The organism is Amylibacter marinus, assembly GCF_030160015.1.
Taxonomy (GTDB): domain Bacteria; phylum Pseudomonadota; class Alphaproteobacteria; order Rhodobacterales; family Rhodobacteraceae; genus Amylibacter; species Amylibacter marinus.
Map to the genome: position 1 here is coordinate 646747 of NZ_BSNN01000002.1, position 16650 is coordinate 663396.

Sequence of the window (16650 nt, forward strand, 5' to 3'; positions counted from 1 at the left end):
TGCGAGCGATACCCACGCCCCAAAAAATTGAATCGCTTTAGGGCTGCTTATCCAATGCATTGAGGAACCGTTATGCAATCCATTACTCTTACACTCGAAATGATCGTGGTATTGTGTTTGCTTGGTTTTACGGTGGTACTCTTCGTCTCCGAAGTTTTGCGCGTCGATTTGGCCGCGATCCTGATTATGGTTCTCATCGGCGCACTTAGCTATATCCCCGCATTGCATGGGTTGGCGGATGTCAAACATCTGTTCGATGGCTTTGCTTCAAATGCGGTGATTTCTATTATCGCCGTTATGATTATTGGGGCAGGTCTGGATAAAACCGGCCTTATGAATACTGTCGCCGCTAAAATATTACGGGTTGGTGGCACAACTGAAAGGCGCATTATCCCCGTTGTATCCGGCACTGTTGGATTGATTTCTAGTTTCTTGCAAAATGTGGGGGCGGCGGCGCTGTTTTTGCCCGTGGTCAGCCGAATTTCTGCCAGTACTGAAATCCCCATGGCACGTTTGTTAATGCCCATGGGGTTTTGTGCAATTCTTGGCGGGACAATGACCATGGTTGGGTCTTCGCCCTTGATTTTGCTGAATGATTTGATCGATACCTCTAATGCTGATTTACCACCCGAGATGCAAATGGAACCCTTTGGATTGTTCTCTGTTACACCAATTGGGATTTCGCTGGTGATCACGGGCATTTTGTACTTCATCCTGTTCGGGCGCTGGGTATTACCCGGCAACACAGACAAAGAGAATGCCTCGTCGGGGCAGTCGATGAAGGATTACCTAAAGAGAATCTATGGTCTAAAGGCGGACATCGTAGAGGTTATGGTTCCCGAGGGATCTATTCTACTGGGGGAAACATTGGGCGATGTTATGGATGCCCACCACGTCTACATTATCGGCACCTACCACAATGGGCGCCGCTGGGTTGGGCCAACATTAGATACCGAAATCACCCCCCCTTGTCGTTTAGCTATTCTAGGGCGCAAAAAGGTGATCCTAGAAATGTGCCAAGATTATGGGCTAGAGGTTTTACCTGATCTTGAGGTTTTTGCCGAAGAATTTGTCCCGAGCAAGGCTGGTGTTGCCGAAATCGTTGTCCCACCGGATTCGGCCTTGATTGGAAAATCAGCGCGCGATTTGCAATTTCGCAAAGCCTACGGTCTGGCAATGCTGGCGGTGCACCGAGCAGACGAGACCTTTAGCCATGTGGAAACAGAAGATCATGCCGCGACCCGCATTGGGGTTATCCCTTTGCGTGCGGGGGATACGTTGGTGGTGCAGACACAGTGGCAGGCATTGGCCCGTTTGCGAGGTGACAAAAATTTCGTCATCGTAACAACAGACTACCCCCAAGAAGAGCTGCGCCCGCAAAAGGTGGGCTTTGCGCTGGTCTTTTTTCTGATAGCATTAGGTTTGATCCTATTTTCACCCATCAGGTTATCACTGTGTCTATTGATCGGTGCCATTGGTATGATCGTAACGCGTGTTCTAAGCATCGACGAGGCCTATGAGTCCGTCGGATGGAATACGGTATTTATGCTGGCTAGTTTGATCCCCTTGGGACAGGCTGTGCAAAGCACAGGCACGGCTGAATGGATTGCCCAAGGCGTGCTAACGGTCTTGGATGGCTGGCCGATTTGGGCCTTACAAACGGGCGTGGCAGTTCTGGCCACCATGTTCACCTTGGTAATGTCAAACGTTGGGGCAACGGTTCTGTTGGTGCCTCTGGCGGTATCTATCGCCGTCGCTGCGGGCGGAGATCCTGCGCTATTTGCCCTGACGGTTGCGATTTCCACATCAAATTCATTTCTGATCCCAACCCATCAGGTCAATGCGCTGATTATGGGGCCTGGGGGGTACCGCGTCGCCGATTTCATTCGTACCGGCGGTATTATGACGCTTCTGTTCTTGGTCGTATCGATGGGGGTTATGGCACTATTTTATTGACGCCTATTCCGCCATGGGCTCCAGCGTTAGTTCGTGTTTGATTTCGCTCCGCAGATCATCGGTATTCAGAGGATCACTTGGCAATCCCAAACGGTAGTTTTGCACCCAAAACAAGCGATCCACCGCGCGCGTTATTGCCACATAAGCTAGACGTTTCCACAGGGGTATCCCCGCCTCTATTCGCCCCATACGCGCCGCCACCTCTAGATCGGGGGCAAAAACCTGCACATTAGACCACTGTGACCCTTGGGCCTTGTGAATGGTACAAGCCGCCCCATGCACGAAGGCAGCCCCCATACGCGCAGCAAAGGGGATAAAGGGTTCTTCCTGATCTGGGGCTTCGATTTTAATGATGCTGGCGGCAGAAACCTGTGGATCCTCGGCACCGATCACATGCAACCGCGAGAATCCAGGCTTGCGCCCATCACCCAAGAACACCACCTGCGCACCTTTGATCAACCCGCGGGCCTCTAGGTCGATGCGTTTCTTTCGATGCTTTTGGGGTAGCTCTATCCCATCACAAATCAACGGTTCACCCGACAACAAACGATCCGATGGGGCATTATAGGCACGGCGAAAGGCTTGGATCAGGCGCACCCGAGTGGCATTTCGCCAGACCAAAACAGGCGAGCGCGCCATGAGATTTGATTGCACCGAAGGCGCCATCACCACGCGTTCATCTCGAGCAGATATCTCGGTGATCATTCTTTGAAATTGATGAAAATTCAGATCAGGTTCTGCAAGCGCATGGGCCAAATCCAGAATAGGGCTATCCCCCGTTTGGCGATGAACACGGGTCAGATGTTTCTGACGCTCCTTGGGCACATTCTCGAATGCCATAGAACCGGATTGCCCAACTGGGGCCAACTGTGCCGGATCTCCAAATAGAATAAGAGTTGTAAAAATTTCCTGAAGGTCTTCGAATTGCTTATCATCCAGCATCGAACTTTCATCAACGAAGCCAATATCCAAGGGCTCTTCGCGGCGTTTCCAGCCGGTTATGAAATCCGATCCACGTAACCCCGCCACCGCTAATGCGCCGGGAATTGATTTATTCGCCCCATAAAACTCTTTCGCGCGATCCAGTGCCGCATCCGTGATTCCCTCGACCTCGGGGCGATCGCCACCGTTTACCAACCATTCGGCAATCTTTTCATATTCTGGATCATACATGGGGGTGTAGAGGATACGATGAATTGTGGTTGCCTGAACCCCGCGGTTGCGCAACACGCTGGCGGCTTTGTTCGTAGGGGCCAAGATCGCCAAGCTTCGGCGGTCCTTGCGCGACTTCCCCTCGTAATCCCCCGAAATGATATCTACGCCCAGATCGCTGATTGCATCGGCCAGTTTCGCCAGCAGCAGAGTTTTACCCGACCCCGCCTTACCCAAAATTGCCAAAACCTGACTCTTGCCCTCAGATTGAGGCAGGATCATCTCAGACTGTAGATCCACACCTGCACTGCGCAAGGCCTGTGCAACGCTATCGTGGGCTTCTGCTTGGTCTGGGGAATATTGCATGGTGTTCTTTGCCTATATTTCCCCGAAACATAGGCAAAACCAATACGGAAAACCAGCGCAACTAGGCTGCGGCATCAGATTTATTGTCAAATGCACGCCGTATCCAGAGGCGGGATAACTCGGGCGAAACACCTGCGCGTTTGGCCATATTGCGCCGCGTGGTTTCAGAAAATTGCCATGTGCCTGCACAAATACGATCACGCCCAGTGCCAATCGAGCCTAGAACCTGCGGTGGCCATCCTAGCGTGCGATAAATGCGCACCATGCGCGGATCAAATATCGCCACCGCCTTTTCTAGGTTAAACTGTAGGCCAATTTCACAGCCCGCCAACATAATTGCCGCGGATATGCGAAAAGCTCTATCCCGAAGATCAGGTGCGAGACAAAATCGGGTGCTTTCCCAGATGTTTGGCGCGGAAATCTCATGCCCAATCACCTCTTTGAAATGATCGTTCACCATTACTGGCCCCGTGGTCGGCAGCGTGCGCATCGAACCGCCGTGGCGTCCATCGGGCAAAACCCAAATGGCGTAGAGCGGATTTAGCTGATCATAGTCGTCTTGCTCGTATCCCTGTTCATCAACCTGCACCGCCCACTGTAGGCGGCGTTTGAATTGATCCGCGCGGTCCTTGAACATAGATTCATAAAGCTTGGGATAGGCGTGAAGTTCAGTGTGGTATAGGTAATGCAACATCGCAGGTCCTCCTGAGATGTTGCTAACTGAAAAGTATTTAACCTTGCCTAGAGCGGCGAACGCTGTCGTTAACTATAGGGTAATCAAGCCTTGCATCATGGCCTTTGCCACTGCGTGGGTGGTGTTGGCCGCTTGTAATTTTGAGCGCGACGATTCAATATACACACGCAAAGTATGTTCAGAAATCTTCAGCTTTTCAGCCACGCGGGCGCGATTTTCCCCCAATCCCAGCAGGGTGAGGCTGTCTATTTCACGCGGTGATAGCACCGAATATTTTTCATCCACGGAGCGTTCTGTCAATCGGCGCGCTGCTGCATGGATATAGTGCCCAACCAACAATAAATGATGCATTTCACGGGCAATAAAATTCTGCCACTCTTCATCGCTGGCGGTGGTATTTACCGAATATAGCGCCAATTCCCCGTGGGGGCCACGCATCGGAATCGAGACCCCTTGATTTCCCACCCCGCCATCGGTTGCATCCAACATCAAGCGTCGTGCGGGGCGCGATGACCAATCAAGGGTTTTCCATTCATAAGGTTCAAATTTTTGGAAAGAGGCTAAAACCACCGGATCGGCCAAAAACATTTTTTCTGACTCGTAGTAGTTGGCCCACTCGGCAGAATAGCTGGCTAATGCAAAGGCAGATTGGCTCTGTTGGATGGAATGATAAATCGTATGTTCTACTTCGAACGTTTCTCTGGTTGAGAGCACAAGCTCGTGCAATTTCTCGATGGAGTTAGCGTTGGTAAATTGTTCCAGTAGTTCTACGATCTGATATTTCATCTGCTCCCTGAGCGCTCCCTTGCCGCTGGGCAGCAAGTTCCGAAGCCGCAACCAACAGCGTATCTTCTATATGTTCAGCAAGGCGGTCTAAATCATGTTGCTTTGCGAAATTCTGAAGATCCGAAAGTACATCAATCATCCACTCATGTTTCATAGCAAGCCTCATTCAAAATAGTTAACAATAACTTAATAAAAAGTTATCAACTCTATGAAAGCACATGCTGGGAAACTGGTCACCTAACCAAAAATGGGGGGTGAATTTACTGTAAGCCGTTGAATTCATTAGCACAGGATAGCAGAGGCTGCGATCAAGATAGCCGCAACCCCTGATTTTTATTGGCTATACCTTAAGGTTGGGGATGATTTGTTTTTTCCGAGACATCACCCCAGGCAATACGACGCTGTCGCCTGTTGGCGTTTGGCCAAATGATTTTTCAGCAACGCTTGCCACCATTTCATTAGCAACCAACAGCGTCGCCTCTTCGTTTAAAATATCAACGATGAACAACAACACCTGATCAACGCCGTCTTCCTGTGCCACGGCAGGCATTGAATTGATCAGGCTGGTTTTACGCGCGATCAAGGCCGCAGGACTGGTAGTCTCTAAGACCGATACGCGGAAATTGGTGCCGCCGACCTCGTATTTTTTGCTGTCTAGGCGCAAAAGTTCTGCATCAGTCATATGAGATACGTCAGACTTGGCCGCGAACATTTCACTTGCATAGCTGTTGATGTCTACCCCTAGATCCTTGGCCAAGCGCGCGGCCAGCTCTTGATCATAGGCCGTGGTGGTTGGACTGCGGAATTCCAAGGTATCGGACAGAACACAAGACAGTATCAGTCCTTTGATACCTTCGGGCGCGCTATCCAAACGGCCTTCTGAATCTAGCATTTGCGCCATAATGGTAGCGGTAGAGGCCAGCGGTTTGATGGTGATTTCAATAGGCTCGCGTGTTGTGATGCCGCCAACCAGCAGGTGGTGGTCGATGATCTGGCGGATATGCGCATTGCTTACGTTATCAGGCAATTCGGCAGGATTATTGGTATCCACAATGACAACTTCGTCCGTATCAGTCACGGTTTCCAACAGATCAGGCGTTTCAAATCCCCAACGTTGCAAGACGAAGGCGGCCTCGGTATTGGGGGTGCCAAGAACAAAGGGCTGCGCCTCTTGACCTTGGTCGGATAAGGCCCAAGCCCAGATAATTGCGGAACCCGTGGCATCGGTATCCGGTGCTTTATGGCCGAAGATTTTTAACATAGCTGACTCTCTTATTGAAATTTCGCCGCCTTATACCGCCCTGTATCCTCTGTGTAAACTAGGCCAAATGCGCAATGGATTGTGCATAATAAGAGATAATATCGCTGTGCTGAGGGTTCAGCTGATATTTATCATCCTCATGGCGAATGGCATGACGTAAAACCAACATGCGCAAACCGACCTCAACGGCATATTCAAAATCAGCTCGCGGCACATGCATATATGCCCCCGCCTCTAACAGCCTATCCAGCTCGCGCTTGGCCTTGGAATGCACCTGCGCGATGCTTAGCTGTGCCTTGGTATTGGTTAGGAACACCCGCGCAATTAGGGAAACGGGCAGCACCGGCACCGCCTCGCCCACCCGTGCCATCAAAACCTTACCCAAGGCCTTGGTACTGGCCTCATGGCTGCTTTTGGGGCGGCCGGCTATAAACTCTTTTAGGGAGATGGGTGCGCCAAAACTGACCGATGCATATCCAAAACGATACATGCGCCCACGTAGGCGCAACCATAGATATTTGCCAACAAATCTGAAAAACTCTCGGATCTTCACCACTGTTTTAGTGCGCTCGCCCCGATGCGAGGCTATTAAAATACGATCCTCTATGACCCGATCATAATTCAGCCCAACAGGCACAAAATGCACATCTCGCGTGCCATTGGGGTCAAATCCGCTAATAATGTAATTTAACAAGCCCAATTTCGCGGGTTGCAAACGCCCATCCCGCGTGAGCTGGCCCTCGGGAAATACCGCCTGCGCCACCCCCGCCTCGGTGGCCATTTGCACATAACGCGCCAGAACCTGCCGATACAACTTGCTATGCGATCGGCGGCGGATAAAATATCCCCCCATAGATTTTATCAGCGGTTTTAGAGGCCAAACCCGCGCCCATTCCCCCACCGCATAGGCAAGCGCAGAACGGCGCGCCGCTAAATAAGTGACCAAAACATAGTCCATATTGCTACGATGGTTCATCACAAAAATAACTGTCGCGTCTTTGTCCAGCGCTTGTAGCGCCTTGCGATCTACATAGCCTAGGCGCACGCGGTACAGCGCGGTAGAAATCCAGCGCGCCAAACGGATAGCGACCTTGAAATATATCGCCGCACTAAAGGCGGGGACAATCTCGCGCGCATACCTCTCGGCCAGATGCTGCGATACCGCAAAGGGGGTGTTCTCTTCGGCGCTGTGGTTCAAAATGGCCTGAACCACCGTTGGGTCATTGGTCAGGCGATCGATTAGCACCCGTCGCTTGGTTAATTTGAAGGGCTGGATTTTCAAATCCAGCTTATTGTTCAAAACCTCTACCGCACGATCAAGGCGTCGCTTTAGGTACCAGCGCACCGTTGGCATCAGGATACGATCCAATAGGCCAATACAGGCCAAAATACCTGCTAACCAAACGCACCAAACGGGGATTTCTATTACGTCAAACATCAGAGGATTAATCTGCATGGCCTAGGCCATAACGTCAAGCAATCCTGCATTGATCCCCCAAGATTTATCGCTACCTTGTCAGAAAACAGAGGTAACCACATGCAGTATAGAACACTGGGCGCAAATGGCCCACAGGTTAGCGCCATCGGGTTTGGCGCTATGAGTATCATCGGCTTCTTTGGACCAACTGATGACAAGACCACCCATGCCTGTCTGTCGGCGGCACGCGATGGTGGGATCACATTCATTGACACCGCAGAGCTATACGGTGGCGGGCGATCCGAGGAGCTGATTGGGCAGTTTTTAAAAACCAGCCCCCATGCCTTTCATATCGCAAGCAAGGCAGGAATTCGCGTAAAACCCCAGCGCAGGTTTGATAACTCTAAACGCTATTTAACCGAGGCCCTAGAGGGATCCCTTCGCAGGCTTGGGGTGGACCACATCGATCTATATTATATCCATAGGCGCGATCCCGATACCGCGATCGAAGATATGGTAGAGACCCTGCAAGGTTTCATCCAGCAGGGCAAGATCGGCGGCTATGGCCTATCTGAGGTATCGCCCACAACATTGCGGCGCGCCCACGCCATCCATCCCTGTCGGGCCGTACAAAATGAATACTCGCTTTGGACGCGCCTGCCTGATCTGGGGCTGATACGAACCTGCAGCGAACTTGGTGTGAGCTTTGTGCCGTTTTCACCACTTGGGCGTGGGATGCTGACGGATGCACCGGCAAAACGCGCGGCAATGGTTGAACCAGACTTGCGCATTAGCAACCCCCGCTTCCAAGAACCAAACCTTAGCGACAACCTAGCGGTAATTTCAAAATTCCAAAACTGGGCACGGGACAATGGTATGAATACGCCAACCGCTGCCCTGGCGTGGGTGCTACAACGCGGCGATCATGTCATACCCATTCCAGGGACGCGCACCGCAGCCCACCTGAACCAGTGGATTGGCGCAAGTGAGGTGCATCTAAGTGATACACAAATCCAAGAAATAGAAACCCTATTGCCCATCGGTTGGGCCTACGGCGATCGCTATTCACCAGCGCAAAACATTGGCCCTGAAACCTATAGCTAATGGGTTTCGGGGAGGCTTAGTACCAGTAGGTTGGTTAATTTGTCTGGGGTAACATATAGGTTGCCACAGCTGTCTACCTGATCTGATCTGCGCATTCGGCAATAATTATAGGCCCCCATATCAAGGTTAAGGGCCATATACGGGTTCAGATCCTCTTGGATTTGAACCGCGGCCTCATATAGGGTCATGGGTTTTTCTGTCTCAAAGATCCCCCAACCATGCGCATCTTGGAATGCCATACGCCGAATAAATCTGCGCGCTGGTTCTACCTGTTGTAGATCCAATGCACCATCAGATATCAATAAATGTGATTGAATAACCGATGCCCCCGTGGTCTGTGCCAATGCCGTAAAATCACGCCGATCTGGTTGTGTCTTTAGATTATACACCCGTCCTTCGAAATGCACGCTATTGGTATTGTGAATTTCTGGAACCCCTTGGGCATCGACGATTAATATACCATCCCACCCCTGAAACCGACGGCTAATCATTTGGCCCTTGTTCATGGCTAGGCCCTCAACTCCATAGCGGTCTCCACTTGAATATGCACCGGTAACGGCCAAGAAATCCCGGCTTTTCAACTCCATATCCAGAGGCATAAAGCGCAACGTCATCTGTGCAGGAAAAGCACAACTGTGATACAATGATACTGCCTCGCGCGCGGGACAACCCTCGGCTGATGCAGATATCGGTGCCAAGGGGAGCGCCACACCAATAATTCCCAAAGTATAGATCAGTAATTTTTTCATCCTTCCAAAGTATTGTAAATCTCTCCCCTGTCAATTCATGCGTTGCTACAATTATACCACCCTGCGCAGATCCGCTTGACACAGGCGGCTCACTGCCGATGATACGCACAAGCTTTGAGCAGATTTTAAGGAAATTAATATGGAATTGGGTATTCTAGCGATTGTTTTGTCTGGTATCGCACTGTTAAAGATGCGCAATCTAAAAAAACATGTGCATAGCCTGCAAGAACAAGTCGACCTATTAAACACTGCGCGCACAGATTTGACCATAGCGCCCGAAGAGCACTCTCGGGCATCCGCCGCCGTGCATAAGTCACCAAGTGTTGACAAAAAACCCGACCAATCAGCTGTGGAAGAGTTGGGAACACCAAGACAACCCGATGCCGATGATAAAGAGGGCACAGACACACGCCCCGAAACCACCGGCCCGCAAATTGTTTTGAATAAAAGTGCATCCACAACACCACCTGCACCGCCCACGCCCCAAGGCCCAACCTGGTTTGACAGGTTCTGGGATAGCCTTACCCAGAACTGGATCATCTGGATGGCCGCCACTTCACTGGCCTTTGGTGGTTTGTTCATGGTGCAATACGGCCTAGAACGCGGTTTTTTAGGCCCTGTAGCGCGGGTGCTATCGGCGCTGGCCTTTGGTGCGGCGTTGTTGGGGGTCGCGCAATACCTACAGCGCAAGCGTAGGCAGGATCTTTCGGGGTGGTTCTCAGTACCTGTTGCCTTAGCGGCGGGGGGGGTGGCCTCGCTTTATGCTGGGGTGGTTTCCGCACATACTCTTTATGGGCTGACATCTGCACTGGTTGGGCTTGCATCCATGGTTGCGGTCTCGTTTATCGCCATGGGCGCGGCCTTGATCTATGGGCCAGTGATGGCGGTGATCGGAATTTTGGGCGCATTTTTCTCGCCTTTGTTGGTTACGGGGGGCGAAACTGGCCCCTTGATGTACCTCTATTTTCTAACCGTTCTTGTGGCAGCGCTAATGGTAGAGCGGGTTCAACGCTGGATCTGGCTGTCAGCCTTAGCGGTGGGGCTTAGCCTATTGTGGGGTATGCTTCTGTCAATGGACATGCCGGGCGAGGTTTACTTTGCCTTTTACACCGCGGCGATCATATTGATTGCCACGACGATCCCTGCCTTTGGCCTGCGCCCACAATGGCACAGCGCGGTGATGGTTGATCAAACAGCGCTGCGCGAAATTTCACACCACTATCCGACGATACTAGCCCTAGCTACAGCATTTGCTGGTACGATTTTGATTGGCCTAGCTGCGGATATGCAGAATTTCCTCTATTGGCAGAGCAGCATGGTGATCCTGCTCGCCCTGTTGGCCTGGTCTATCCTGTGGAATGACAGGGCAGAAAACCTAGACCAAATGGCGGCTATTTTCGGCTTTGGTGCCGTGGCAGGATCCGCAATTGGTATCTACGGCATGGCGGTGCGCAGCTTTGGTACAGGATTCGACCATAGCCAACTTCCCTTTGGGTTTGCCATTGGTGTTGCGCTTTGCGGTATTGGAGCGTTTTTATTCGCGGCATTTTGGCGGGCGCAAAAATCTGTACGTCCTCTCTATTGGATCGCACTTGGCGCCATCGCTCCGGTGCTGTTTTTTGGTGTACTATATGGAAATTGGCAACATTTCGGCACCCTTAACAGCCAACAATGGGGGGGCCTTGCGGCTGGCCTTGCGGCTATAATGCTGGGCTGTGCCTATCTGATGAGCAAGCGTGAATTCGCTGCCAGCAAGCAATCCGCAGATCTCTTTTTTGTTTCGGGTCTGTTGCTTGCGGGTGGGGTTAACTATTTGTGGTTCACAGATATGCAATACGGGTTTGCGGTTCTGTCTCTTGGGGCATTGGCGCTGACGTTGCGCTTTGGGTACTATTGGACGGACAAGTTGATCTGGTTGTTTGTGACACTTGCTGGCTTGGTTCAAACCAAATCAATTCTGAATTTCGCCTTCATCTTTTTTGGGGATATGCCCAGCCAGATTTATATCTCTAGCGCGATCATTGTGGCGCTTTTTTACGCCGGCTATCACCTTGCCACCCGCGCAGAGGTGTTCCGCCGCAGTGTACTATTTGAAACGGCGGGGCTCTTGGTGGCGGCAATTTTGGTCTGCTGTGTGCTGGAACAGATTGTTGCAGGGCAGAATTCAGAGGATTACATGTACCCTGCCCTATTCTCTAGTGTTTGGTTGATGATGGCGGGTGTTCAATTTCGCCGTATGCAAATCCCAGATCGCTTGAACAAGATCCGCAATATTCTAGGGTGGGGCTATCTTGGTATCAGTGCGCTGTTGATGTTGTTGGCCTTGATCATTTCGCCATTGGCACAGGGTGATGTGAACGGGATATTCCCCGTTGATACCATCATGGTGGCCTATTGTTTGCCCCTGTTAATCGGGTTAATACTTTATTATTTCAATGCACTAGCGCCACAGATCCCCAGCAAGATCTACAAGGTTCTAGCCATTGCATCAGGGGTTTTCATCGCGATACTAGAGGTGCGTCATTTTTGGCATGGCAGCAACATTCGCCTTTATAAGGGCGTGGAAACGGGCGAGCTATACACCTATACAGTGGTTCTGCTTGCGATCACGATAACAATGGTGGTCCTGGCGCTACAACGCCGTGATAGCCGCCTGCGCAAGCTGGGCTTGGGCTTTGCGGCACTAACCGCGGCCAAGGTATTCTTGTGGGATATGAGCGGCATGGCCGGCCTGCCCCGCGCCACGGCTTTTATCATATTAGGGCTGACGCTGGCAGGAATTGGATGGCTGTTGCAAGGGTCTCGTTTTGATACAGCCCCAGAAGATGCAGACAAAATCCCCGATCAAGACGCATAAAAAAGGGCCCCTCGGGGCCCTTAATTCTAAAACTTGGTGGCGGTTTACAATGTCCGCTCGACCATCTTTTTCTTGATCTCCGCAATTGCCTTGGCGGGGTTCAGACCCTTTGGACAAGTCTTGGCACAGTTCATAATTGTATGACAGCGGTACAGCTTGAACGGATCTTGCAGCTCATCTAGGCGTTCGCCAGTGGCTTCGTCTCTGGAATCGATAATCCAGCGATAGGCGTGCAACAATGCTGCTGGCCCTAGATAGCGATCGCCATTCCACCAATAGGATGGGCAAGAGGTAGAACAACAGGCACACATCACACACTCGTACAGGCCATCTAGCTTTTTACGATCTTCTATAGATTGTAACCATTCCTTAGCGGGGCGGTTCGTTTTTGTTTCCAACCACGGCATGATGCTGGCGTGCTGCGCATAGAAATGCGTTAGATCGGGGATCAAATCTTTGACCACTGGCATATGCGGCAACGGATAGATTTTCACATCGCCCTTGATCTCATCCAAGCCATATATACAGGCCAGCGTGTTAATCCCGTCAACATTCATAGCACAGGAACCACAGATACCCTCGCGACAAGAGCGACGGAACGTTAGCGTCGGGTCAATCTCGTTTTTGATTTTGATAATCGCGTCCAAAACCATGGGGCCGCATTTATCCATATCTAGAAAATAGGTATCAACCCGAGGATTTTCACCGATATCGGGGTCATAGCGATAGATTTTAAACTTGCGGACGTTGGTCGCCCCTTCTGGTTTGGGCCATGTTTTACCCACTGTTGTTTTTGAATTTTTCGGAAGGGTTAGTTCAACCATGGCGTCACCTAGATAGATATCATTCAGTTGGCGCCATTCTAAACGAATACTGAGGTAAGTTACATCGAAAAATACCCTTATTTTATTAAAAAAAGGGTATTACAGCGCTGAATAGCTATCTGTTGGGTCCAATCCGGCGTTCTGCTGAACACAGCGAACATAGCGTTTGTCTTTTTGCTTGGGACTGCTGATATCAACGGTCAGCGACAGATCGCTGCGCGGACGCACATGTCCGTTTGACCCCACCTCTACACCCAGACCAAATTCGGTCTTTGGCTTGCTCGCCGATTCAATTTGCGCGCGGCACATCTGCATAGCATCCGTCAAAGACATGGTGGGGATAGACTGGATCTGGTCTTTGGGGGCACAGGCGGCTAGCGCGAGAATACCAGAGCTAATAATTTTCACATATTGCATTTCAAAGGCTTTCGTTAGGTCAAAGTATAACGTACAGGGCCAGAAATGAAAAAGGCGCGAAATAAATCGCGCCTTTCGTAGAATTCAAAGAAAGCTTATAGCTTTCCTTCCATTGCTGGTTCTTCCATCACTTTTTCCATCACTGGCTCTTCTTTTGCACATGCAGTCAGCGCCAATGTTGCAACAGCAACAACAGTCATTGTCAAAGCTTTCATTTTATCTCTCCTAAATTTCGTTTCGAATCTACCTTCGGTAGTGAAGGCTTGTTCAGGCAAGAGGGTATCATATCCCCCCCCTATAGGAAGCAAATATTTAACCAACCGGCAGGATTTGGCCCGAAATAACAAAATCGTGTTCTCAGTATCGGATACAAAAAAGGGCCCGAAGGCCCGTTTTTAATATACGCGTTCTTTGGGTGCGATCTTTGCCAGATCAATCCCGCCGTCTTCTTGCTTGGTCAGCGGATCCAGATGTACATCTCGATAGGTCAATTCGACCTTGTTGTCATCAACCCGCATCAGCGAGTGTTTGCGCCAATTCACGTCATCACGATCAGGATAATCCTCATGTGCATGTGCACCACGACTTTCTTTGCGCGCCTCGGCACCAACGATTGTGGCCAATGCGTTAGGCATCAGGTTGGTCAGCTCTAGGGTTTCCATCAGGTCAGAATTCCAGATCAGGCTGCGGTCAGTGATTTTCAGGTCATGCACCTTGGCGGCAACTGCGGTCATCTTTTCGCACCCCTCGGCCAGCGTCTTATCTGTGCGGAAAACGGCCGCGTCTGATTGCATGGTTTTTTGCATCTCTAGGCGCAACTCTGCGGTGCTAATACCGCCATCAGCATGGCGTAGCCCATCAAAACGTGCCATTGATTTCTCAACAGACTTCTCGTTGAGCGGCTCGTTTGGCGCCTTGGCGTCCACAACCTCGGCCGCGCGAATAGCCGCCGCCCGCCCAAAGACCACCAGATCAATCAGGCTGTTTGATCCCAAACGATTGGCGCCGTGCACAGATGCACATCCCGCCTCGCCAACGGCCATCAGACCAGGCAATACCCGATCATGATCGTCGGCCGTTGGGTCTAGCACTTCTCCCCAATAATTGGTGGGGATACCGCCCATGTTATAATGCACCGTTGGCAAAACAGGGATCGGCTCTTTATTCACATCAACACCAGCGAATATTTTCGCACTTTCGGAAATGCCGGGCAGACGTTCTGCCAAGGTCTCAGGTGGCAGGTGGTTCAGGTGCAGATGGATATGATCGCCATCTGCCCCAATGCCGCGACCTTCGCGGATTTCAATGGTCATACAGCGCGATACCACATCACGGCTGGCCAGATCCTTGTAAGTGGGCGCATAGCGTTCCATAAAGCGTTCGCCCTCAGAGTTGGTCAAATACCCCCCCTCACCGCGCGCACCTTCGGTGATCAAACAACCCGAACCATAGATACCCGTTGGGTGAAATTGAACAAATTCCATATCTTGCAATGCAAGACCTTGGCGAGCAACCATACCGCCACCATCACCCGTACAGGTATGAGCAGAGGTCGCACTAAAGTAGGCACGCCCGTAGCCTCCGGTGGCCAGAACAACCATTTTGGCGTTAAAGCGGTGTATCGTTCCGTCGTCCAATTTCCATGCAATTACACCCTGACAACGACCATCTTCGGTCATGATCAGATCAGTGACGAAATATTCAATGTAAAACTCTGCATCGTTTTTCAATGATTGCCCATACAGCGTATGTAGAATGGCATGACCAGTACGGTCAGCCGCGGCACATGTGCGCTGAACCGACGGACCCTCGCCAAACTTCGTGGTATGACCTCCAAAGGGGCGTTGGTAAATTTTACCCTCTTGGGTACGTGAGAATGGCACACCGTAGTGTTCCAGCTCGTAAACCGCCTTGGGGGCTTCGCGTACCAGATACTCCATCGCATCTGTGTCGCCCAACCAATCCGAACCCTTAACCGTGTCATACAAATGCCACTGCCAGTGATCGTTGGGTGTGGTGCCCACATCCATGTTTGCCAACGAGGCGGCGATACCACCCTGTGCGGCCACCGTGTGACTACGCGTTGGGAATACCTTGGATACGCAGGCTGTTTTCAGACCTTGCTCTGCCATGCCCAACGTGGCACGCAACCCTGCACCACCGGCCCCAACCACAACAACATCATATTCATGATCAATATATTCGTAAGCAGTCATCATAGTCTCCGAGTTAGGCAGAAAATGCAATTTTTGCTATTGCAAATATCGCGGCCAGCCCGAAGGACCAGCAAAAGAGTTTCGTCAAAACGATCAGGGTCAGCGCAGCACCCTTACCATGCACATAGTCCTCGATCACAACCTGCAGGCCCTCTTCTAGGTGCTTGAAGGTTACCGCGAAGAACAGGATCAGGGCTATGGCCTTGACCGGGTTCTGCAGGGTCGCAACGACCTGTTCATAAGGCGCGCCGATCATCGGGGCCATGATACAGAAAAACGCCAACGTAAGTGGGATTAGGGCAAATGCCTTTATGCGCTCGCCCAGCCAATGCTCGGCACCGGTTTTGGCACTGCCAAGGCCGATCACGCGGCCCTTGTCGGTTTTATAACTCATCACAACACTCCCAAGCAAATCAGCGACAGCGCTGTTAGGACAAAGCTGCCAGCGATCACGCCATAACCCATGCGATCAGCTGTCTTCACATCAAACCCATAACCCAAGTCCCAAATCAAATGGCGAATGCCTCCAAGACTGTGGTACCACAGCGCCCAAATAGACAGCACCCAAATGATCACGGCAAACCATCCGGTCAATAGGCCATTCACCGTGGCGAAATATTCAGGGCCGGTTGCGGCGGCCAATAACCACCATATAACCATAACAAAACCCAAGGTCAGGGATATCCCTGTCAGGCGAACGAATATCGATGTCATGGAACTCATTTGCGGGCGGTAAATGCCCAAGTGTGGTGATAAAGGGCGGTTGCCTCTATTTACATCTGCCATGTGTCTCCCCATGGGTTTGGCTTGTTAGCTGACTGCGGTCTAAAACATTTCCCTGCAAAGGCACA

At 51.2% G+C, this 16650-nt stretch carries 15 protein-coding genes; 3 read left to right on the top strand and 12 right to left on the bottom strand.

The window, feature by feature from the left end:
- Positions 1-72: 72 nt before the first annotated feature.
- Positions 73-1956, top strand: coding sequence for an SLC13 family permease (locus QQL62_RS03985; RefSeq protein ID WP_284376290.1), 1884 nt, complete (start codon positions 73-75; stop codon positions 1954-1956).
- Between the two features lie 3 nt (positions 1957-1959).
- Here the strand turns inward: QQL62_RS03985 and QQL62_RS03990 are convergent, their stop codons facing one another.
- The 6 genes from QQL62_RS03990 to QQL62_RS04015 form a co-directional block, all read right to left on the bottom strand.
- Entirely contained in the window at positions 1960-3474 is a 1515-nt protein-coding gene (locus QQL62_RS03990; protein WP_284376292.1) for an ATP-dependent DNA helicase, read from the bottom strand.
- A gap of 61 nt (positions 3475-3535) precedes the next feature.
- Positions 3536-4168 (bottom strand): acyl-homoserine-lactone synthase, encoded by a 633-nt coding sequence (locus tag QQL62_RS03995; RefSeq protein ID WP_284376294.1) that lies wholly within the window; start codon positions 4166-4168, stop codon positions 3536-3538.
- Between the two features lie 72 nt (positions 4169-4240).
- On the bottom strand, positions 4241-4954 hold the full coding sequence (locus QQL62_RS04000) for a helix-turn-helix transcriptional regulator (protein ID WP_284376296.1): 714 nt from the start codon (positions 4952-4954) through the stop codon (positions 4241-4243).
- A complete protein-coding gene (locus QQL62_RS04005; protein WP_284376297.1) occupies positions 4908-5108 on the bottom strand; it encodes a hypothetical protein in 201 nt (66 codons plus the stop codon). Before QQL62_RS04005 ends, QQL62_RS04000 begins: the two co-directional genes overlap by 47 nt.
- A gap of 186 nt (positions 5109-5294) precedes the next feature.
- Positions 5295-6215: a manganese-dependent inorganic pyrophosphatase gene (locus QQL62_RS04010; RefSeq protein ID WP_284376298.1), complete on the bottom strand. Its 921-nt coding sequence runs from the start codon at positions 6213-6215 to the stop codon at positions 5295-5297.
- Between the two features lie 58 nt (positions 6216-6273).
- Positions 6274-7671 carry a 1-acyl-sn-glycerol-3-phosphate acyltransferase gene (locus QQL62_RS04015; RefSeq protein WP_284376299.1) on the bottom strand — a complete coding sequence of 466 codons (1398 nt, stop codon included), beginning with the start codon at positions 7669-7671 and terminating at the stop codon, positions 6274-6276.
- A gap of 81 nt (positions 7672-7752) precedes the next feature.
- Between QQL62_RS04015 and QQL62_RS04020 the strand changes: the two genes are divergently transcribed.
- On the top strand, positions 7753-8736 hold the full coding sequence (locus QQL62_RS04020; protein WP_284376301.1) for an aldo/keto reductase: 984 nt from the start codon (positions 7753-7755) through the stop codon (positions 8734-8736).
- Here the strand turns inward: QQL62_RS04020 and QQL62_RS04025 are convergent.
- On the bottom strand, positions 8733-9485 hold the full coding sequence (locus tag QQL62_RS04025) for a succinate dehydrogenase (RefSeq protein ID WP_284376303.1): 753 nt from the start codon (positions 9483-9485) through the stop codon (positions 8733-8735). The genes QQL62_RS04020 and QQL62_RS04025 overlap by 4 nt on opposite strands.
- A gap of 139 nt (positions 9486-9624) precedes the next feature.
- On the opposite strand from QQL62_RS04025, the gene QQL62_RS04030 reads away from it, so the two are divergent.
- A complete protein-coding gene (locus QQL62_RS04030) occupies positions 9625-12342 on the top strand; it encodes a DUF2339 domain-containing protein (protein ID WP_284376304.1) in 2718 nt (905 codons plus the stop codon).
- Positions 12343-12386: 44 nt separating this feature from the next.
- On the opposite strand, the gene QQL62_RS04035 is transcribed toward QQL62_RS04030, so the two are convergent.
- The 5 genes from QQL62_RS04035 to sdhC all read right to left on the bottom strand — a co-directional run bounded on the left by QQL62_RS04035 (position 12387) and on the right by sdhC (position 16585).
- Positions 12387-13166: a succinate dehydrogenase iron-sulfur subunit gene (locus tag QQL62_RS04035; protein WP_284376305.1), complete on the bottom strand. Its 780-nt coding sequence runs from the start codon at positions 13164-13166 to the stop codon at positions 12387-12389.
- A gap of 99 nt (positions 13167-13265) precedes the next feature.
- Positions 13266-13583 carry a hypothetical protein gene (locus tag QQL62_RS04040; RefSeq protein ID WP_284376306.1) on the bottom strand — a complete coding sequence of 106 codons (318 nt, stop codon included), beginning with the start codon at positions 13581-13583 and terminating at the stop codon, positions 13266-13268.
- Positions 13584-13978: 395 nt separating this feature from the next.
- Positions 13979-15799 carry a succinate dehydrogenase flavoprotein subunit gene (gene sdhA / locus QQL62_RS04045; RefSeq protein ID WP_284376307.1) on the bottom strand — a complete coding sequence of 607 codons (1821 nt, stop codon included), beginning with the start codon at positions 15797-15799 and terminating at the stop codon, positions 13979-13981.
- 13 nt (positions 15800-15812) lie between these two features.
- On the bottom strand, positions 15813-16193 hold the full coding sequence (gene sdhD, locus QQL62_RS04050; protein ID WP_284376308.1) for a succinate dehydrogenase, hydrophobic membrane anchor protein: 381 nt from the start codon (positions 16191-16193) through the stop codon (positions 15813-15815).
- Positions 16193-16585, bottom strand: coding sequence for a succinate dehydrogenase, cytochrome b556 subunit (gene sdhC, locus QQL62_RS04055; RefSeq protein ID WP_284376309.1), 393 nt, complete (start codon positions 16583-16585; stop codon positions 16193-16195). Before sdhC ends, sdhD begins: the two co-directional genes overlap by 1 nt.
- Between the last annotated feature and the right edge of the window lie 65 nt (positions 16586-16650).